This is a genomic window from Tumebacillus amylolyticus (assembly GCF_016722965.1).
Taxonomy (GTDB): domain Bacteria; phylum Bacillota; class Bacilli; order Tumebacillales; family Tumebacillaceae; genus Tumebacillus; species Tumebacillus amylolyticus.
The window spans coordinates 63,482-83,677 of the sequence record NZ_JAEQNB010000001.1; the positions used below are offsets into that span (position 1 = coordinate 63,482).

At 55.9% G+C, this 20,196-nt stretch carries 18 protein-coding genes; 14 read left to right on the top strand and 4 right to left on the bottom strand.

Annotated elements, in window-relative coordinates:
• Window positions 1–72: 72 nt before the first annotated feature.
• The 5 genes from JJB07_RS00315 (at window position 73) to JJB07_RS00335 (ending at window position 7,549) form a co-directional block, all read left to right on the top strand.
• On the top strand, window positions 73–1,251 hold the full coding sequence (locus JJB07_RS00315; protein WP_201630193.1) for a hypothetical protein: 1,179 nt from the start codon (window positions 73–75) through the stop codon (window positions 1,249–1,251).
• Window positions 1,248–2,201: a GGDEF domain-containing protein gene (locus tag JJB07_RS00320; RefSeq protein ID WP_201630194.1), complete on the top strand. Its 954-nt coding sequence runs from the start codon at window positions 1,248–1,250 to the stop codon at window positions 2,199–2,201. The genes JJB07_RS00315 and JJB07_RS00320 overlap by 4 nt, the downstream gene beginning before the upstream one ends.
• A 70-nt stretch (window positions 2,202–2,271) precedes the next feature.
• The gene (locus JJB07_RS00325) at window positions 2,272–3,921 is read left to right on the top strand and encodes a polysaccharide deacetylase family protein (protein ID WP_201630195.1); all 1,650 of its coding nucleotides are present in this window, start codon (window positions 2,272–2,274) and stop codon (window positions 3,919–3,921) included.
• Window positions 3,918–5,162 (top strand): glycosyltransferase family 2 protein, encoded by a 1,245-nt coding sequence (locus JJB07_RS00330; RefSeq protein ID WP_236587532.1) that lies wholly within the window; start codon window positions 3,918–3,920, stop codon window positions 5,160–5,162. Before JJB07_RS00325 ends, JJB07_RS00330 begins: the two co-directional genes overlap by 4 nt.
• A 29-nt stretch (window positions 5,163–5,191) precedes the next feature.
• Window positions 5,192–7,549 (top strand): cellulose biosynthesis cyclic di-GMP-binding regulatory protein BcsB, encoded by a 2,358-nt coding sequence (locus tag JJB07_RS00335; RefSeq protein ID WP_201630196.1) that lies wholly within the window; start codon window positions 5,192–5,194, stop codon window positions 7,547–7,549.
• 116 nt (window positions 7,550–7,665) lie between these two features.
• Here the strand turns inward: JJB07_RS00335 and JJB07_RS00340 are convergent, their stop codons facing one another.
• Entirely contained in the window at window positions 7,666–8,262 is a 597-nt protein-coding gene (locus tag JJB07_RS00340; protein ID WP_201630197.1) for a J domain-containing protein, read from the bottom strand.
• Between the two features lie 179 nt (window positions 8,263–8,441).
• On the opposite strand from JJB07_RS00340, the gene JJB07_RS00345 reads away from it, so the two are divergent.
• The 3 genes from JJB07_RS00345 (at window position 8,442) to JJB07_RS00355 (ending at window position 11,733) form a co-directional block, all read left to right on the top strand.
• A complete protein-coding gene (locus JJB07_RS00345) occupies window positions 8,442–9,077 on the top strand; it encodes a GNAT family N-acetyltransferase (RefSeq protein WP_201630198.1) in 636 nt (211 codons plus the stop codon).
• Between the two features lie 106 nt (window positions 9,078–9,183).
• Window positions 9,184–10,359 carry a polysaccharide deacetylase family protein gene (locus JJB07_RS00350; protein ID WP_201630200.1) on the top strand — a complete coding sequence of 392 codons (1,176 nt, stop codon included), beginning with the start codon at window positions 9,184–9,186 and terminating at the stop codon, window positions 10,357–10,359.
• A gap of 147 nt (window positions 10,360–10,506) precedes the next feature.
• Window positions 10,507–11,733 carry an NAD(P)/FAD-dependent oxidoreductase gene (locus JJB07_RS00355; protein ID WP_201630202.1) on the top strand — a complete coding sequence of 409 codons (1,227 nt, stop codon included), beginning with the start codon at window positions 10,507–10,509 and terminating at the stop codon, window positions 11,731–11,733.
• Between the two features lie 72 nt (window positions 11,734–11,805).
• Here the strand turns inward: JJB07_RS00355 and JJB07_RS00360 are convergent, their stop codons facing one another.
• Window positions 11,806–12,165 (bottom strand): response regulator, encoded by a 360-nt coding sequence (locus JJB07_RS00360; RefSeq protein ID WP_201630203.1) that lies wholly within the window; start codon window positions 12,163–12,165, stop codon window positions 11,806–11,808.
• Between the two features lie 8 nt (window positions 12,166–12,173).
• A complete protein-coding gene (locus JJB07_RS00365) occupies window positions 12,174–12,620 on the bottom strand; it encodes a chemotaxis protein CheX (protein WP_201630204.1) in 447 nt (148 codons plus the stop codon).
• Between the two features lie 189 nt (window positions 12,621–12,809).
• Here JJB07_RS00365 and JJB07_RS00370 point away from each other — a divergent pair, with 189 nt between their 5' ends.
• The 5 genes from JJB07_RS00370 to JJB07_RS00390 all read left to right on the top strand — a co-directional run bounded on the left by JJB07_RS00370 (window position 12,810) and on the right by JJB07_RS00390 (window position 17,679).
• Window positions 12,810–13,127 (top strand): MazG-like family protein, encoded by a 318-nt coding sequence (locus JJB07_RS00370; protein WP_201630205.1) that lies wholly within the window; start codon window positions 12,810–12,812, stop codon window positions 13,125–13,127.
• 196 nt (window positions 13,128–13,323) lie between these two features.
• Entirely contained in the window at window positions 13,324–13,770 is a 447-nt protein-coding gene (rplI, locus tag JJB07_RS00375; RefSeq protein ID WP_201630206.1) for a 50S ribosomal protein L9, read from the top strand.
• A gap of 7 nt (window positions 13,771–13,777) precedes the next feature.
• Complete coding sequence (gene lonC / locus JJB07_RS00380; protein ID WP_201630207.1) at window positions 13,778–15,724, top strand: Lon family ATP-dependent protease; 1,947 nt, start codon at window positions 13,778–13,780, stop codon at window positions 15,722–15,724.
• Window positions 15,725–15,751: 27 nt separating this feature from the next.
• Complete coding sequence (dnaB, locus tag JJB07_RS00385; RefSeq protein WP_201630208.1) at window positions 15,752–17,092, top strand: replicative DNA helicase; 1,341 nt, start codon at window positions 15,752–15,754, stop codon at window positions 17,090–17,092.
• Window positions 17,089–17,679, top strand: coding sequence for a hypothetical protein (locus JJB07_RS00390; protein WP_201630210.1), 591 nt, complete (start codon window positions 17,089–17,091; stop codon window positions 17,677–17,679). Before dnaB ends, JJB07_RS00390 begins: the two co-directional genes overlap by 4 nt.
• A gap of 46 nt (window positions 17,680–17,725) precedes the next feature.
• On the opposite strand, the gene JJB07_RS00395 is transcribed toward JJB07_RS00390, so the two are convergent.
• Window positions 17,726–18,622, bottom strand: a complete 897-nt coding sequence (locus JJB07_RS00395; protein WP_201630211.1) for a nitrilase-related carbon-nitrogen hydrolase — start codon at window positions 18,620–18,622, stop codon at window positions 17,726–17,728.
• Between the two features lie 252 nt (window positions 18,623–18,874).
• Here JJB07_RS00395 and JJB07_RS00400 point away from each other — a divergent pair, with 252 nt between their 5' ends.
• Window positions 18,875–20,158 carry an adenylosuccinate synthase gene (locus JJB07_RS00400; RefSeq protein WP_201630212.1) on the top strand — a complete coding sequence of 428 codons (1,284 nt, stop codon included), beginning with the start codon at window positions 18,875–18,877 and terminating at the stop codon, window positions 20,156–20,158.
• Window positions 20,159–20,196 lie beyond the last annotated feature (38 nt).

Here is a 20,196-nt window from a genome sequence, read left to right on the forward strand (position 1 = left end):
CAACCGACGATTCATCATTTTGGTCAAAAGTGGGATGCTAGGAAAAAGCATACGTAATGAGGTGAACGCAGTTTGGCAGGGACGAAACGCACGGCTAGATGGGTGGCGGGAGGACTATTGGCGCTGGTCGTCGCGGCAGGGGCGGTCTCTGCCATCCAAAACTATCGAGAGTCACACCGTACCGTGGCGTTGCCTGAACTATCCCCGTACAAGAATCTGGCGGAGGAGCGCTTGTATCGCTTTGTCAAAACGTTTCTGACCGATGGACAGGGCGGTGTCCGCACCAACCTCATGCCGACGACTTCCGGCGCTGTGACAAGTGGAGACACGGCGAGAGGACATGCTGTGTTGTCCGAATCGGTGGGGCTCCTGATGGAGTATGCCGTGCGCGCAAGCAACCGCGAATTGTTCGAGATTGAAGTGCGACTCTTGGAACAGCGCTTTTTGACAGGAGAGTACTTCGTGCGCTGGGTGGCACCGCCGCTTGGGGAGAAAACTCCGGTCTCCACCGTCAACTCCTCGATTGACGACCTCCGTTTAATCGGGGCGTTGCTGGCGGGAGATGAGAAGTTTGGCGATGAACATGCCCGCCGACTTGCAGAGCACATCGCCAAGGGATTGCTTTCTTACAACGGGCAATCCGGGTTTCTGCGTGACTTCGCCGATGTAGCGACCGGGAAGCGGGCGGACGAGGTGTCGATTCGGTATTTGAATCTGGGGGTTTTAGCCAAACTAAGCGGTACCGACCTCGCCTACAAGCCGGTGTACGAGCAATCCCGTCAGCTTTTGCAGAGGGCCCAGCAACCTTCGGGCCTGTATGCGACGGTGTGGTTGCCGGACACGGGCGCTTTTCGTCAACAGGACGGGGAGGTGGAGGTCGACCCGCACATGGCGGAGCAACTGGTGGCGGCTCTCTATGCCCAAGAGGCGAAGTTGTCAACGGAACGAATGACAACCCTTTTGAAAAAAGCGCTCGGGGCCGCCGGCCGCCTCCCTGCTACGATCGACCGCGACGGAGCTCCGGCAACAGACATGGAATCGCCAGCGGTCTATGCGCTGGCTGCGATCTATCTGCATCGTGCGGGCGAGGAGTCTGCAACGGCCGCTTGTTTGAAGCGATTGGAAGAGATGCAAGTTCAAAAAGGAGAGCGCTACGACGGCGGATATGTGGATCTGAGTTCGTTGGAAGCGTTCTCGTTTGACCAACTGGAAGCGCTGCTCGCGCTGAGGGAAGCGGGGGAGACACCATGACCAACCAAGAAAACCCGTCCGAGCGCCAGGACTCGCAACGCAAGCTCGACATGCGTTTCCTCTGTGCCGTCATCGTGCTGGTCGTCGCCCAGTTTGTGACGCTGTTCAGCCAGCCGACACGGCCATTTACGTACATCTGGTACTCGATGTGCGTAGGAGTCTTGATCATCGGCTATGTTCGAGGGCGCGTGTTCGGGTTGCTGATGTCGCTCGTGGCGGTGTTTTTGTTCGGAAGCTTCAATATGTATCAGTTTTTCGTCGCGCATGATACGTCGCAGTTGTCGACGGTCGATGCGTTGTGGTTCTTTCTGTTTCCGCTCTGCGGGTTCACGGGAGGTCTCCTCGGGGACTTTGTGCGGGGACTGCTGACTCGCTACGAGGCGGTCTACGGATCGGTCGATGAGTTGTTGCTTGCCGATCCGTTGACGGGGTTGATGAACGCGAAGCGTTTTTTCTTCGACTTGCAGGAGGAGTTGGAGCGGGCGAAGCGGCACTTCATTCGGCGGGAACGTGCGGGGGAAGCGAGCGGGACATGGGAGTCGTTGTCGGCGGAACAAGCGAATATCAACGAAGTTCTCACCGTCATGCTGTTTGAGATTGTTCATTTCAATGAATTTGTGACGCTGTATGGAGAACAGCAGAGCAACAAATTGCTGGCGACGATTTCGGAGGAATTGCAGCACGTCACGCGACCCAGTGATCGCAAAGCGAGGATCGACCGGGCGCGGTTCGCTCTGATCTTGCCGGAGACGCCGCCGCAGAATGCCACCATCGTGCGAAATCGCTTGAACGAAGCGATCGACAGCTTCCAGATGACCGTGCGGGAGACGCGGACGCGTCAGGTGACGTTGAAGCTGAGATTCGGGATGGCGACCGCTCCGCAACAGGGAGCTACGGCCGAAGACTTGTTCGCAACGGCGGAAAGGGAGTTGTCGTTTGATCTGGGGTAGACGGTTGGGGCTGAGAGGTTCCCGAGTAGAGTGGAGGCGTTTCGGGCTGATTTTTTTGGTTGCCTTGTTCTTGTTCTCTTGGCTGCCTTGCCCGGCACGGGCAGACGACAAGCCTGCGGGTATTCTGCTCCTGTACCACACGGGATACGAGAACGAGCAGGTCTACATGCGGTCTCTGTTCAACCTCATGGCGCCTTTTGGCACGTCGATCACTCCGATCAACGTCGAAGAGCAGGCCCCGAACGATGCGGACGTGGTGGAGTTGGTGACCCATGCGAAGTACATCGTCTTGCTCGCAGACCGTGACGGCGTGCAAAAACTGCCGGACTCTTGGCGGCTCACGGCTCGCAAGTCTTCCGCCGCTCTGTACTTCATGGGGGAAAACCCAGCAGACGTATTTGGCGCAACGAACCCCGTGCAAGAAACGGTCGGCAAGCTCGCCAGCGCCACGACCTTGCTCATTCATGGGAATTCATACCCGCTCAACGTCTCCATCGACATGCCGCTTTTTCAACTGCCGTCTCCAAGGGAGCAAGTGTATGCGGAGATTGCGAACGGTGATCGCCGAGAGCCTTTTATCTCGTCCTCGCATCTGGGAGCGGGAACGGGAGCAGGCGGGCAGAAGCGATCCCTTTTCCTCTGCCTCCGATACACCGCGTTTGGCGAACTGAGTTTCGCGATTGCAGATTCGCTTTTTGATTTCTTCGGTGTGGATGTGAAGCCGTTGCACGAAGCTTATGTGCGGATCGAGGACATCCACCCCATGCGAAGCCCCGAGGAAATTCGCAACATCACCGATTTTCTCAGTGGGGAGGGGATTCCGTTCCTCCTCGGCGTCATTCCGATCTACCAAAACGGAGGAGAGCGTGTCGTGCTCTCCGACCGCCCGGAACTAGTGCAAGCGTTGCAATACGCCCAGTCCAAGGGCGGCACGATCATCCAGCACGGCACCACGCACCAATACTATCTGTCCGAGACGGGCGAGGGCTACGAATTCTGGGACTCGGCGAACAAAGGCCCGATTCCTGACGAAGACACGTACATCACCGACAAGTTGGAACTCGGGCTGAAAGTCCTCTTGGAGAACAAATTGTACCCTGTTGCCTTTGAACCGCCGCACTATGCGATGACGAGGCACGGCTACGAAATCGCTGCGAGGTACTTTTCCACGGTGGTCGGCAATTTGCAAATCACCGATACTTCGTTTGTCACGATGGAGCCGCCTTATGGAATCACGAACAGCTACCAAGGGGGGCTGACGTTTTACCCCGAGAACGGCGGCTACGTGTACGAGGAACACCCGAGTGTCGTTCCCGAAATGCTCGCCAACATGAAAAAAGTCGAGATCGTGCGCCGTTCGCAGACCGGGTTCTTTTTTCACTCGTATTTGCCGCTTCAAGATTTGAAAGAGTTGGTGAAGGGCATGAAGGAGTCGGGTCTCACCCCCTTCAACTTGCGAGACTACGAGAATACGGTCAAAACTCCGTGGGGCACGATTTCCACCGCCAACGGTCTCCTCCACACCGACATCAGACCGCCACAGGAGTCTACGGGGAATGTCGACGTCCCGCGCAGTACCGCGCAGAAAGTCTCGAACTTCGTGGCGTGGGGCGTTGTGAGCGTGGTGACGACGGTGATTGCGGTGTTTCTCATCCAAGTGCGGATCTTGCGTCGACGTCGTCGGGCGCGGCTGTTTGCGGAGAGGGGAGAGCTGAAATGAACGTCGACAAGCTCTTTTTGTTCTCGTTGATCATGATCTGGGTGATGTTGCTCTACCACGTGGCGTTGGCGATTGCCGGCTATCGCTATGAAAAAAAGCTGGAGAGCTTCGCGGACCAGCTTCCCTTACCGGACGTCGCGCCCTTCGTCTCGGTGATGGTTCCCGCCCACAACGAGGAAAAAGTCATCGAGCGCACCGCCCGCGCCCTCTGTTCGTTCGACTACCCGCCCGATCGCTTCGAAGTGATCATCGTCAACGACCGCTCCAAGGACCGCACCGGGCAAATTCTCGACGAACTGACCAAGGAGCACCCGATGCTCCGCCCGTATCACATCAAACCGGGCGAGGGCGGCGGTGGCAAATCGGCTGCCTTGAACAAAGGGATCGAATCGGCGAGAGGTGAGGTCATCGCCGTGTATGACGCCGACAACACGCCTGAACGCACGGCGTTGACGCGCTTGGTGTCCACACTCTGCAGCAACGAAAACTACGGCGCTGTCGTCGGCAAATTCCGTGTCATCAACGCCAAAAAGAACCTGCTTACGAAGTTCATCAACATCGAAACGATTTCGTTCCAATGGATGGTGCAAGCCGGGCGTTGGAATCTGTTTAAAATCGCCAGCATCCCCGGCACCAACTTCGTCATCTGGCGGCATGTGCTCGACGAAGCGGGCTCGTGGGATGAAAAAGCGCTCGCCGAAGACACAGAGCTCTCCATCCGCATCTACGAAACCGGCAAGATGATCTGCTTCATGCCCCTTGGCGTGACGTGGGAGCAGGAGCCTGAAACTTGGAACGTGTGGATCAAGCAGAGGACGAGGTGGGTGCAAGGCAACTCGTATGTGGTGATCAAGTTCGTCAAACAGATCTTCAAGCTCAAACGCAAGCGGATGGTGTTTGATATCTTGTACTTTTTCTTCACGTATTTTGTTTTTTTGCTGGGCGTGTTGCTGTCCGACCTGATCTTCGTGCTGGCCGCATTCGGGGTCGTGAAGCTGACGTTGAACGGGCCGTATGTGGTGATCTGGTTGCTGGCGTATGTGCTGTTCATCGTCGAGATTCTCGTCACTTTGGAAATTGAACGAACGGAACTGACGTGGCGCAATCTGTTCGTCGTGGCGTTGATGTACTTCACCTACTCGCAGCTCTGGTTGTACCTCGTCGTGCGCGGGATGTTCCTCCAACTCAAGAGCACGTTGAAGAAGGAAAAAATCGTCTGGTACAAAACAGACCGATTCTGACGTCAAAACCGGCAAGGGGTGGCAACGAGATGAACAAGAGATGGTGGCAGAGATGGCTCCTGAAAACCGCAGCCCTGTTGACCGCTCTGAGTCTGGTCTCACCGGCGGGGGCAGCACCTCCCGCGAAAACATCGGCTGTCCCGCAACCAACCGCCGAAGGGCTGCAAAACACATTTATCACGAGCTCCAACGTGACGCTGACCCCAATGTCCAGCCGCTTCGAGTATTTCCTGCAAGTGTCGCCGCGCTGGACGGTGCGTTCGGCAGACTTTACGATTCACTTCCGACACTCGGCAACGCTTGTGAAGGAACTTTCCAGCGTGAGTTTGCTCGTAGACGGGGTTCCGTACCATACGATCTGGCTGGGTCCGGAGAACGAAACAAACGGAGTGCTGAGCGCTCACATTCCAAGCGGTGCGCTCACGCCGGGTTTTCATCAGTTCAGCGTCGCGAGCAACATGCGCTCGCACCGGGAGTTGTGTGACGACCTGTCCGATCCGGCGAACTGGCTGGTCTTGGAGAATACATCGCTGATCCACCTCGACTATGCCAATCACAACGACACGCCGAATTTGCAGATGTTCCCGGTCCCTTTTCTCAGCGAATCGGGGGCAGGGCCTTGGAATGTCAACATCGTGGTGCCGGACCTTGCGAGCGACCGCGAGTTGAGCGTTGCGTATCGCCTCGTGACGGTGTTGGCGAAACTTCAGAGTTTGAATGCGTCCTCGGCACGGGTACTCAAGCTGTCCGATTGGACGCCTGACACCGACCCGCGAAATTTGATCGTCGTCGGGCAAGTGGAGAAGTTGCCGGCAGATTGGCAGAAACACTTTTCAGATTTGCTATCGACGGGGCGTGATGTGGGGCTCTTGCGGGAGGTCACCTCCACAGAGTCGGGCAAGCGGGCGGTGCTGTTCGTAAGCGGCCATACGGAGCGCGGGGTGGAGATTGCGGCAGAATCCCTGTCTTACCCGAACTTCCGCAAACAACTCTCCGGCGCAACGGCGCAAGTCTCAGAAGAAGTGCTGACGGCCGCCCAAGAGTTGCAAAAAAAAGAACGAGACGCGCTCGCACTGGCTACCCAAGAGGGCCGGGTGACCATGAAGCAACTCTCGTACAAGGAGGTCACGCTCTCCAACGTCCAGACTTCTTCGGCATCCTACACGTTCAACACACCTCCGATGTGGCAGTATACCAAGGGGGCAGGGGTCAAGCTTCATCTAAAATACTCGTCCCTGCTCGATGACAAACGCAGTGCCGTGATCGCCACCGTCAACGGATCGCCGCAGGTGAGCCAAAAACTTTCGGCTGCGACGGCGGAGGGCTTGGATTTGTTCGTTCCGTTCCCCGAAGATTTGCGAGTGGGGGAAGAGGTTCGGGTGAATGTTCAGGCGGAGATGTATTTGGAGACCAACAGTTGTATGGATGACAACAATCCCAGCGGGATGAGGCGGTATCTATCCATCGACCCGGATCAAAGCGAATTCATTCTCCCGCACATGAACAAAGAGACTGCCGCCCTTGCGAATTTTCCGGGGGCGTTCCTCTCCGAGAATTCGTCGTTGGAGCAGACGACGGCCGTTCTGCCCAGCAAGCCGACCGAGTCGGAGATGATCGCTTTGGCGCAAGTGGTGGCGGGTGCTTCGAATTGGGTGGAGAGAGATGGGCTGGAAGTCGTCCGGCATCACAGCGATGCGAATCTTCGAGACAAAGTCTGGGTGATCGACACCGCGGGGGACAACGAGTTCCTGCAACAGATGGCAGAGAACCGTGAACTTGCGATCCGCTCAACGCCGTCGGGTTTGCAAAGCGACACGGTGCCGCTGGTCAATACGACGCAAACCAACGGGGGGGCAATCCAGCAAGTCTTTCGGCCGAATGGGGGAACGGCGCTGGTTGTCGCAGCTCCGACTCCTGACATGCTTTTGGAGACGGCAACGGTGCTGGCAGATCGTACCGAGATTCGAGATGCGGACACCCAAGGGGCGGCTTTGCGGACGTCTGATCGGCAGACGGTGTTGATGACGATTGATACGCAGCCATACTTGAGTTTGCCGCAGAGAGTGGCAAACCGAGTCGCGGAGACGTATGGTTATCTGCGTTCATCGGAGGGGCAGTTGGTGATCTTCGGCAGTGCATTCGGGCTCACGGTGCTGGTGATTCTCTGGTTCATCTGGAAACTCATCTGGCGTCCCAAACTAGAAACGAAGGGCAAATGGAAACGTCGCAAGAAAAAGCCAAAACCGCCGAAAAACACGCCACCACCACCCACACCAAAGACTGAATCACCAACTGCACCAACCTATGACTTACCCGATCTCCTCCCACCCAAAGACCCCGAAGACCCAGCCAATTGGCCTTCACGAAAAAACCGCAACAAAAAATAAAACCACACCCATCAAAAAGGCATGCTACACGAAAAAAACATGCCACACGAAAAAAGCACGATCCACTCGATGGATCATGCTTTTTTTTTCAAACGTTCCACGTGAAACATTGCGTGTTAGAGAAACCGGGCTTCGAGCAGTTTGTACGCCTTTTGAATTCCGCGAAACAATCCTAGATCGCCACCACGGTCGGGATGGTGTTGGGATACCAACTCGCGGTACCGCTTCCGAATCTCGTCCCACGTCGCAGAGGCGGTCAGTCCGAGCACTTCATACGCCAATACTCTCGACTCGCTCTCATCTTCCCACGCAGACGTATTCCTCCGAACCTCCGTCAACGCCATCGCCCTCCGCAAGTCCTCCATTCGTTGCGCTCGCACCTCGGGCGACAACTTCGCCCACAAATGCACCACCTGCGGGTCCGCAATATCGAGCAACATCAGCAGAGGATACAGTTCCGGAATTCCTTGCAACGTAGCCGGAGTCAAACGAGCCCCTTTCAGCAACAACCGAATCGTTCGAGCCTCCTCCGGGGGAATCGACCTCCACCAACGCTCCGACAAAGCAGCCGTAGCCTCGTCCAGAACGTCATCGACTTTACGTTTCAGCAGGCTCAGCGTGCGATACAAATCAATCAAATCCTCTTCCCCAAGAGAATCCCAATCCGTCTTCTCCAACTCCGCAAGCCACGAAGTGGTAGGTCTATGGTCCATACCGGATTCAACTCCTCACGACATACATCCATTATGGCTATCTTACCATATTGCGGTATGGCAGAAGTTTGAGTTCCACATACTAGTGACGAGCTGGGATCATTGATGATGTATTGGTAAGATGTAGGGAGAGAGTCTGCAACATCTACTTTTACTATCTTTTTAGAAAGGGAACCCTCATGAATCTCAAATGGCACGAACTCACCACCCCCGCAGACCCGTATCTCTCAACGGCTCTGGATCTCTACGAAGCCGAGTTTGACGAGATCGTCCGCGAGCCTCGCGACATCCTCTTGCGGGGGATGCATTTGCAACACACGGAAGCCATTCGACCGAATGCCTTTCACTTTCTCATCGGTCTCGACACAGACGACCAAGATCGCGTCGTAGCGCTCACCATCACCAACTACTTGAGCACGGCGAACCGAGGATTCATCGTCTACCTCGCCGTGCATCCGGGCTACAGAAGCCACGGACTCGGTGGGAAGTTGCTCCATCAACTGGAACTCCTCCTCCAGCAAGACGCAGCCCGTGCCGGGCACGCACATCTCGACGGCCTCGTGTTGGAAACGGAGAACGACACCGACTACGAGCGTCGTCGACGCTTTTTTGAACGACAGGGCTTTCAGCTCGTGCCCGACATCCTCTACTACCAGCCCGCACTTCATCCCACAACCTGCGCTGTCCCCCTCAAACTCTTCGTCAAAGGCCCCCCAGACGACCTCCACACCCTCATCCGCGCCATGTACGAGGAAAAATACCACCTCCTCAACCAAATCCCGCTCGCAACGCTCCACCAACTTCTCCCGCGCTAAAAGAGAGCCTGCCGAAAACTCGCAGGCTCTTTTTTCTGTCATTTTTCCCTAGCTTCTCCCATAGACATAGGGTACTAGACTAAGGATTTGGGAGGAGACAAACACCATGAGATGGAGATGGGGAATTCCATTCATCGTCGTACTTGCCATGCTGCTCACGATCTTGCCTGTCCATGCCGCTGTCATCAACGAGGGAGGTGCCGATCCGATCTGGATCGCCGTGAACGACGAGCTTCTGACGTTCCCGGATGCACAGCCGGAACTTCATGATGGCGTCACGTACGCTCCGGTTCGCTTCGTCGCCGAGGCGATGCACGCCAACCTCCAATGGGTACCCGGCACCAACATCACCCAAGTTTACAAAAACGGCCGCCACGTCACGTTCGACACGCCTCATTCTGTCGTGAAAACGGATGACGGCACCAACCACGAAGTCCCGCTCTACATCCAAAACGACCGCCTGATGGCACCAACCCGCCTGCTCAGTGAGGGGCTCGGGTACACCGTCTCCTACCTCGAATCCGGCCCGATCACCCGAATCAAGGACAGCACCGCCAAACGCAGCGACGAAGAGTTGGCCTCCATATACCAAGACCGCATCGACCAAGAAAAAGCCAAATGGGAAGAAGAGCACAAGCCCCCACAACCGCCACCCGTCCCCGAACCTCCCAAGCCGGACAAAGTCGTCTACTTGACGTTTGACGACGGTCCGAATGAATACACCGCCAGAATTCTCGACACGTTGAAATCGGCAGGTGTCACGGCGACGTTCTTCGTCCTCGGCCCGCAGATTCAATCGCACCAAGACCTCGCCAAACGCATGGTGGAGGACGGCTACTCGGTCGGTTTGCACGGGATGACGCACGATTCCAGCAAGATCTACCGCTCTGCGCAGACTGTCGTGAACGAGATGGAAGACTGCAACACGATCCTCACCAACGTCACCGGCCTGCGCAGTGCGATCATGAGGGTTCCGTACGGCAGCAAGCCGTGGATGCCGCAGAACTATCGAGATGCGACCGTCAACGCCGGCTACCACATGTGGGACTGGAACGTTGACTCCTACGACTCGAAGTCCGCGACCCGCACCGCCCAAGAAACCTACGGTGAAGTCACCCGCCAAGTCCCCGGCAAAAAAGAAGCTGTCATCCTCATGCACGACAAAAAAACGACAGCCGACGCGCTGCCGAACATCATTCAATGGCTCAAAGACAACGGCTACAGCTTCGAGCGCATCTACGGAAGCACCCCGCCGGTCAACTTCTGGAACGACGCCAGATGAATTTTTTAAAAAAGAATTCACGAAACACAAAAATTGGAAATCAACCGTAACTTCAATCACAAAAACAATCCGTGACGAAACCCAAAATTCACCTTATAATTACTTTAATTACCAATCCCATATATCGGAAAAAGGTGGAGATCACGGATGTCACAAACTCAATTTGACGCCATTGTCGTCGGAGCCCGTTGTGCAGGGTCGACGGCGGCTTATTATCTTTCGCGTGCCGGATACCGCGTGTTGCTCGTAGACCGTACGTTTTTCCCAAGCGATGTCCTCTCGACGCACACGTTGTTCAACAACACCGTCGATACCCTGCGCGACATGGGCGTGCTCGACAAGCTCTTGGAAACGGACACTCCGGTTGTGAACGGGTGCCGGTTCCAGTTTGACGACGCCGTGATCGAGGGCAACATGCCGCTCTACAACGGCGAGTCGGCCAGCTATTGCTTCCGCCGAACCTACTTCGATCAGATTCTGCTCGACCATGCCCGCGCTCAGGAGGGGGTCACAGCGCTGGAAGGCTTCCGCGTAACGGAGACCCTTGAAGAAAACGGCACCGTCATCGGCGTGCGCGGTCATTTGCGAGACGGCGATGTTCAGGAATTTCGTGCCAAGATCGTCATCGGAGCGGACGGCCGTGTCTCCACCATTCGCAAACAAGTGGAAGCGCAACTGAAATTCTCCACGCCGACCGACTATGGAACTTACTACGGCTACTTCGCAAATCTCCCGGCGCATCCCCATTCCTACTTGGAAATCTACCAACTCGGCATCCCGCGTGCGTACATTTTCCCGACGTCGGATGGTCATCACATCGTCGCCGCTTGTTTCCCGCTCGCAGACAAAGACCTGATTCAGCTCTTCAAAAAGGAGCCGGAGAAGACCTTGCGCGACTACATGACGAACTTCATGGGGGAGACGAACATCCCGGAACGTCTGGAAAAAGCCGTGCTCGCCGAGCCGATCAAAGGCATCCTCGACTTCGACAACCACTGGTACCAAGGCATGGGCAAGGGCTGGGCGCTGACCGGAGACGCGATCTGTTTCAAAGACCCGGGGATGGGGCAGGGGATGCACGACGCCATTTTCGGCGCACGAATTCTCGCCAACGTCCTCTCTCGTTATGAAGATTGGGCGGCGAACTGGGAAGAGATGTCCAACGCCTACCAACAGGAGATCGAATCTGAATTCATGGTGCGCTTCCAAATGTGCTGCCAGATCACCAAAGCGGTCGCATTCCCGCCGGAGGAGCAAGCGAAAAACCGCGCCATCGCCGCGAACCCGCAAGCGACGCAAGCGTTCCTCGGCCTCTACAACTACGCCCACGAACCTCATGAGATCGAAGCGGCATTTCACACGACCAACGCCTAACCTCATGTACGCAAAAAAGGCCCGGACACTTCCCTGAGTGTCCGGGCCTCTTTTTCCGATCCCAAAAACAGTCTAGCCGAGCACTTTCGCAATCGACGCCAACACGCGCTCTTCGTTGAACGGTTTGACGACGAAATCGCGGGCTCCTGCTTGAATGGCCGTGATGACCATGTCTTGCTGGCCCATCGCCGAGCACATGACGATCTTGGCACCCGGGTCGAATTGCTTGATCCCGCGCACGGCCCCGATGCCGTCCATCTCCGGCATCGTGATGTCCATCGTCACGATGTCGGGTTGAAGCTCTTGGTATTTCTTGATGGCAACCAGGCCGTTCTCCGCTTCGCCGACGACTTCGTGTCCGCCGTTGGTGAGCATCGCTTTCAACGTCATTCTCATAAATGCTGCATCGTCAACAACCATAACTTTTGCCATAGTCTACACTACTCCTCGAAAATTAGTAATAGTGTCAACAGCCCTCTGTCCCCGGCTTCCAAGGGAACCTGAATGGCTGACTTGAAACCGGAAATGTTCGTCGTGCCGCTGAGTACGGTCGGGGGCGTGATGTCCACGCGGAATTTGCGCAACGACAACTTGGTCGCCATCGTCCCGGCTACGATATTGCCGATCTCTCCGACGAAGGAGCTTAACATCTCCCCGGAGAGGCTCATGCCGTACATACTTTCTGCTACAGAGCTGAAAACGCCATCCTCCGCAACCAAGAGGAAACGCCCTCTCAAATCGCCGGTCACCCCGATCAAGACTGCGGTCGCGGACATGTGGAAGCTGTTTTGGATCAGACTCGGTTTCTGGGTGACGAGGGGAAAGGGAAAAACGGAAGCGGAGCCCTCGATCGCCGAGTTCAAGATCGCTGTAATGACCTCATTCACATGCAAGTCCTCCTCCAAAATAGAGAATGTCAACAAAACTGATCTAGGATGATGATATTAATATAATAAATGCTAAAGTCCTATTTATCTAGGGGTTGACTGCATCTAGAGTCATACTTTTTCAGAAGGAACTTTTCGATTTGATGTAGAACATGTCACAAATCATAGCTTGGGGTAAGGAGGTTTCCCATGCGTAACTTCCAACGCAACGAGGTCGACATTGCGAAGAACATCCGCATGATTGAGTGGCTCAAGACGGAGCTCTTGGAGAATGTCTCGGGGCTGTTTCGCGGCTTTTTGAAAGGCAATGAGAGCGTGTTGCTCGATTTTTTGTCCAACATCGTGGTGTTCAGCTACATTTTGGCGCGACGGGTCGGGATTGATTTTCAGGAGTTGGATCGGTCGGTGTTGCAAAAAGTGGACCGCAGCATCGAGTTGGGGCACGAGGTCGAGGAATGGTACGGCGACCTCAGCGGGTTGCAGGAACATATCAAACGCAAGCGCTGAATTATGTAATTTCTGTTCGGGCTAGTGTACAATGGAATGAATACGTTGGTTTTGGCGGGGGAACAGCGTGGGCGTGGCGGTTGCCATAACATGCATGAAGAGTCTGTCGCTACTTTCTGTTATTCTAGTAGGCAGAAGACTCTCGTTCACGAGATCCTGTTCATGACCCGCGACGAGGAAATGGAGGGCATGTCAGATGAAAGTTATCTTTCTGCAAGATGTAAAAGGCCAAGGTAAAAAAGGTGAAACCAAGGAAGTGTCCACGGGATACGCGCACAACTTCCTTTTTAGTAAAGGTCTGGCCGTCGAAGCGACCGCCGACAATCTCAACAAACAGAAAATCGCCAAGGACGGCGAAGCACGCCGTGCCGCGCAAGTGCTCGCAGAAGCGAAGGAATTGGCGGAGCAATTTAAGGAACTGTCGATCACCATCAAGACCAAGTCCGGTGAAGGCGGTCGCGTCTTTGGCGCCGTTTCGTCCAAGCAAATTGCGGACGCGCTGAAAGACCAAAAGAAAATCAATCTCGACAAACGAAAAATTCTCCTGGACGACGCCATCAAGTCGCTTGGCACCACTGTGGTGACCGTGAAATTGCACCCGGAAGTGACCGCTGAATTGCGCGTACAGGTAGTTGCGGAGTAAAACATCTATGATCAAAAAACTGCTTACGAAACTCAATCGAATTCCCGGCAGTAAACTTCATGAAAAGTTGGAGAACGAAGAGGCGGTCCGTCGTCAGGTAACCGCTCTGTTTGGGGTTCTGAGCAGTGTCTATGGACCGGACAAATTGGTTTTGCGTGCGGGCAAACTCGATGCTCTTGGCTTGATGCGTTCGTCGAGCCTCGATGATCGAGTGCTTGCGTTGCAACGAATTGTCTTTGAGAACCCCGGACTGGAGGAGCGCCCGACGCCGGAGCGCATCCCGGAGATCTTGAATGAAGTCGAAGAGGCGCTCGCCGACTTCCTCGCCCGCAAAAGCGTGGAGGAAGACATCGAGCGCCGTGTCACCGACCGCATGCAGGAGAAGCATGAGGAGTACATCAAGGAAATTCGCACGCAACTTGTCAAGGAACAATCGGGCCCCGAGAACGCGCAGACGTTGAAAAAGTACGCACGTCTCGAAAAGCTCGAAACGGTCAAACTCTCCAAGTCGATGTTCGAAGCGGTTCGCCCGCAAGCGATGGAGCAGATCGTCGGCCAAGAGCAGGCGAAACGCGCGTTGCTTTCCAAATTGGCAAGTCCGTTCCCGCAACACATCTTGATCTACGGACCGCCGGGCGTCGGCAAGACGACCGCGGCGCGCATTGCGTTGCAAGAAGCGGCTCGTCTGGCTTCGACCCCGTTTTTGGCGAATGCGCCGTTCGTAGAAGTGGACGGTACGACGCTGCGTTGGGACCCGCGGGACATCACGAACCCGTTGCTGGGCTCTGTTCACGACCCGATCTACCAAGGGGCACGCCGCGACTTTGCAGACACGGCCGTTCCTGAACCGAAGCCGGGCCTCGTGACCGATGCGCATGGCGGAATTTTGTTCATCGACGAAATCGGAGAACTCGATGCCATGTTGCAGAACAAGCTCTTGAAAGTGTTGGAAGACAAGCGCGTGTCGTTCGATTCGCCGTACTATGACCCGGATGATGTCAACGTGCCGAAGTATATCAAGAAATTGTTCGAAGAGGGCGCACCGGCAGACTTCGTGCTGATCGGGGCGACGACTCGCGATCCGTCGGAGATCAATCCGGCGCTTCGTTCGCGCTGTGCGGAGATCTTTTTCGAGCCGTTGGTGCCGGACCAAGTCGAGACGATCGTCATGGAAGCGGCAGATCGTCTGGAAGTAAGTCTCGAAGCAGAAGTGGCTCAGACGATTGCTCGTTATACGATCGAAGGTCGTAAGGCGGTCAACTTGCTGGCAGACGCGCACGGACTCGCGGTGTATCGTGCAGGGGCTACGGCGGAAGAGGCTGTGTCGATTTCCCAACACGACATCGACGAAGTTCTGCGCATGAACCGCATGGTGCCTTTCGTGAAGGACCGTGAGACGGTGCAGTCTGAGATCGGCAAGATCTACGGACTGGGCGTTGCCGGGTTCTTGGGCTCTGTCTTGGAAATTGAGGCGGTTGCTTATCCTGCGGTGGAAGCGGGCAAGGGCCGGATGCGTTTTAACGACACGGCAGGCTCGATGGCGAAGGACTCTGTGTTCAACGCCGCAGCCGTTTTGCGCCGCATCACGGGCAAGGATTTGCAAGACTACGACATCCACGTCAACGTCGTCGGCGGGGGCCGCATCGACGGGCCGTCTGCCGGTGTGGCGATCACGATGGCGATCTACTCGGCCTTGACGGAGAAACCGATTCCGCAGAACCTTGCGATCACGGGGGAAGTCTCCATCCAAGGCAAAGTGAAACCGGTCGGCGGGGTGTTCGAAAAAATATTCGGTGCTCGTCAAGCCGGTGTCACCCAAGTCTTGGTGCCGTACGACAACCGTCGTGACGTGCCGACGGAGACGGGCGACGTCAATGTACACTGTGTACAAACGATCGACGAGGTGTTGGAACTCGTCTTCGCTGAGCAAAACCAAACGATCATTGCGAGCTAAAGCCTGAGAGAGCTAGGAGGAATGGGAATGCAAGAAGAATTACTGGAACGGGTTCCTCCCCAGCATATCGAGGCGGAGCAGGCGGTGCTTGGCGCTGTCATGCTTGAAGCGGACGCAATCGTCACCGTGCAAGAGATGTTGCAGGTGCCGGACTTCTATCGCAAGTCCCACCAGCTGATCTACGAAGCGATTCTTCTGCTCGCCGAGTCGGGCGAGCCGGTGGATGTTGTCACCATATCGAAGACGCTTGCAGACAACGGACAGATTGAAGAAATTGGCGGGGTCGCGTACCTCGCCAATTTGGCGAACAGCGTTCCGACAGCGGCCAACGTCGACCACTACGCGTCGATTGTGAAGGAAAAGTCGGTTCTGCGCCGACTGATCAACACGGCGACCAAGATCGCCTCCACCGGATACGCCGGCGGCGATGTCAACGAAATGATCAGCGACGCGGAAAAAAAGATCATGGAGATCTCCCAAGCCGGGAGTTTCAACAAAGGCTTCACGCAGATCAAAGACGTTCTGCTCGATACGTTTGAGCGCATCGAGTTTCTCTATAACAACCGAGGCGGGGTCTCCGGAATTTCGTCCGGCTACCCGGATTTGGACAAGATGACGAACGGATTCAACCGCTCCGACTTGATCATCCTCGCGGCCCGTCCGGCGGTCGGGAAGACCGCATTTGCCCTGAACTTGGCGACGAACGTCGCGGCACGAGCGGGGCAGACGGTCGCGATTTTTTCGCTTGAGATGGGCAAGGAGCAGTTGGTGCAGCGTATCTTGTGCGCCGAGGCCAACATCGACGCGGGGCGGATGCGTTCCGGGATGTTGGACGAGGACGACTGGCCGAAGTTGACGATGGCGGTCGGCTCGCTTTCGGAGACGCCGATTTTTATCGACGACACGCCGGGGATTACGGTGCATGACATCCGGGCGAAGTGCCGCCGTTTGAAAGCGGAGCATGGGATCGGGCTGGTGCTGATCGACTACTTGCAGTTGATTTCAGGGAACGGTCGTACGGACAACCGTCAGCAGGAAGTCTCGGAAATTTCGCGGACGCTGAAGTTGATCGCCCGTGAATTGGACGTGACGGTCATCGCGTTGTCGCAGCTCTCGCGTTCTGTCGAGCAACGTCAGGACAAGCGTCCGATGATGTCCGACTTGCGTGAGTCCGGGTCGATCGAGCAGGATGCCGATATTGTTTCCTTTCTGTATCGCGACGATTACTACAACCCGGAATCGGAGCGCAAGAACATCGTTGAATTTATCATCGCCAAGCAGCGTTCCGGTCCTACGGGGACGGTTGAATTGGTGTTCTTGAAAAACTTCAACAAATTCGTATCGCTGGAAAGGGCGCCAGGAGCATGAGTGACCGGAACTGGGACAACCCCGACTGGCACGAAGGCATGACCCTCCCCAGTCGCAAGGCCAAGCACAATCGGAAGAAAACTACCCGAGCAGCAAAAAAAGAGCAGCAACAATCCGCCGCTCTCCAAGAAATCCAACAAGCCCGCGAGGAAGCCACCGCCACTTCGGCGGCGATGGTGCCCACGCTTGACCCTGCATCGTCGCAGGTTGTTCCTCCGGTTGTTGAGGAGCAGGCGGAAGACGCCGACGGCGAGCTGCAGCCTTTTTTCAAGACGTGGCAGAGGGTGTTGCTTTGGATCGGGACGATTCTGGCGATGTTGTTCGTTCTCGCATGGGGCAAGATCGGCTACGTCCACCACGTGCCGGACATCGTCCGTGAGAATGTGCCCGCGTACAACCACGGCACTTCTGCCTACCTCGTCCTCAAACCGTGGTGGTTCGGCCCGCCCGTCCTTGATCTCAACAACTACTACCATGAGGCAGACCGCCCCGACTGGGAGAACTACAAAGCCCGTCTCGGCGACTACTCCTCCATCGTGGACAACCCGCACGTCCTCTGGACGTTCCCGGACGACTTGATGCAGTAACTAAAAAACCGGCCTCCCATTGGGAAGCCGGTTTTCTTTTACTCTGTTACTCCGAGACCGTCGGGTCCCAGATCATATTCGCATAACGGATCAACTTCGGGTTGATGACGGCGTAGAACAGCCCGCCCTCCGTCGTGTCTTCAAAAATCAACGGAGCCCCGTTCGGTTCAAACACCTGTGCATACCCGCCGCCCGCCGTGAACAACTCACGATCCCGGTCTGTGCGGCAAACCAAATGCGCAATCTCCGGCGACACCGTCGTCGCAGCGGCGATGACAAACGCTTGCGTACGAAGCGCATACGCCTGTGCCAGCGCAGCGTTGGCTCCTTGGCCCAAGGAGTAGTCCAGACCCAGCGTGAAGCCCGGATACGCCGTGATGTGAACTTGCTCGCCTTCTCGCTCCAGCTCTTCGTTGGCCGCGAAGAGGTCTGCAAGACCCGGCATCGTGTCTTCCCAGCTCAGATGCCCGCCGAGGATGCTGAGTTCCGTCGGAACGACTTGCATCGTGTCACGAGTACCCGGCTCCCAAATCATGCGCTCCGGCCCCGTCAACCGCACTTTGCGGTGTACGAGCGGGATGTTGCCTTCGTTATCGACAAACAGCAAGGAACTGTACAGCTTCTCACCTTCGCGCTCGGTAATCCCCATCACCACATGAACGTTGTGTTCACGAGCCGCTTGGCAGAGTTCTTGGGTCTCCTCACTGTCGAGAGTCAAGCTGTCATAGTACATACGCAGCGTCAATTCCACTTGATCCGGTTGCGAACGCAGCCACACCCAATACGGGTAGCCCGGCAACCAGGATTCCCCAAACACGATCAACTTCGCACCGTTTTCCGCGGCTTCGGCAATCAGGCCGATTGCTTTTTTCAAAGAGGCACGCAGATCGAGATAGACCGGCGCTGCCGTGACGACCGCTGTCAGAAACGAGGTGTTCCTCATGTCCTCACCCTACCTTTATATAACCTTAATTAAATCGTCATTCCCCTTACATTAAATCATCGCACATGTAAGTGACTCTAGGCATGGGTCGAAAGAATCATTTTCTTAAACACGAACATTGATCATTAAATGGGTCGGATACGTTCGCTTTTTTCATTGACATCCTCTGGAATCCTTGCTACACTCAATATGTTTTCTTCACGAGTAAGCCCGACGCAGGTCGGGTACGATATTTTTTGGAGGTGTTGTCGTATGGCAACTGTTGTTGTTGTCGGCACCCAATGGGGCGACGAAGGCAAAGGTAAAATCACGGACTATCTGGCGGAGAAAGCTGGTGTTGTTGCGCGTTACCAAGGTGGCAACAATGCAGGGCACACGATCTGGATCGAAGGCATTGAGTACAAACTGCACTTGATCCCGTCCGGGATTTTCTACCCGGAGAAGATCTGCGTTGTCGGTAACGGCATGGTGGTGAACCCGAAAGCCCTCGTCAGCGAACTGAACTACTTGAAGGACAAAGGCGTCTCGACCCACGGTCTTCGTATATCCGACCGCGCGCATCTCGTCCTCCCGTACCATCTCAAGTTGGATGAGTTGGAAGAGGAGAGCAAGGGCGACGCGAAAATCGGCACCACGAAAAAGGGCATCGGCCCGGCCTACATGGACAAAGCCGCACGTATCGGCATCCGTATGGTCGACCTGCTCGACAGCGAAGAGTTTGCGTTCGCACTCAAGCGCAACCTCAAGCTGAAAAACGACCTGCTCGTGAAACTCTACGGCGCAGAACCGTTCGACTATGAAGAGATCTTCAACGAATACATGGGCTATGCAGAGATTCTGCGCCCGTATGTCACCGATACTTCGGTTGTCTTGAACGAAGAGATCGACAAAGGCACCGACATCCTGTTCGAAGGCGCTCAAGCTTCCATGCTCGACATCGACCAAGGGACCTACCCGTACGTCACTTCGTCGAACCCAGCTGCCGGCGGCGTCACCATCGGCTCCGGCGTTGGCCCGACCAAGATCGACAAAGTCGTCGGCGTAGTCAAAGCGTACTCCACCCGCGTGGGCGACGGCCCGTTCCCGACCGAACTGCTCGATGAGACCGGTGATTTCATCCGCAACCAAGGTCGCGAATTCGGCACCACCACCGGCCGCGCACGTCGTTGCGGCTGGTTCGACGCTCTCGTCGTCCGTCACGCGCGTCGTGTATCCGGTCTGGACGGCATGGCGTTGACCCGTATCGACATCCTCACCGGCCTGGAAGAACTGAAAGTGTGCGTCGGCTACGACTACAACGGGGAAACCCTGCGTGAGACCCCGACTTCGCTGAAAGTGCTCGGCCAGTGCAAACCGATCTACGAAACGCTGCCGGGTTGGAGCGAAGACATCTCGGGCGTTCGTTCTTACGACGAACTGCCGGAGAACGCGAAAAATTACATCCGCAAGCTCGAAGAAGTCACCGGCGTGCAACTCGCCATCCTCTCGGTCGGTCCGGGCCGTGAGCAGACGATTCCGGTTGTGGAGCTGTACTAAGTACTAAGAAGAGAGAAAGTCGCCCTGTACGTGGGGCG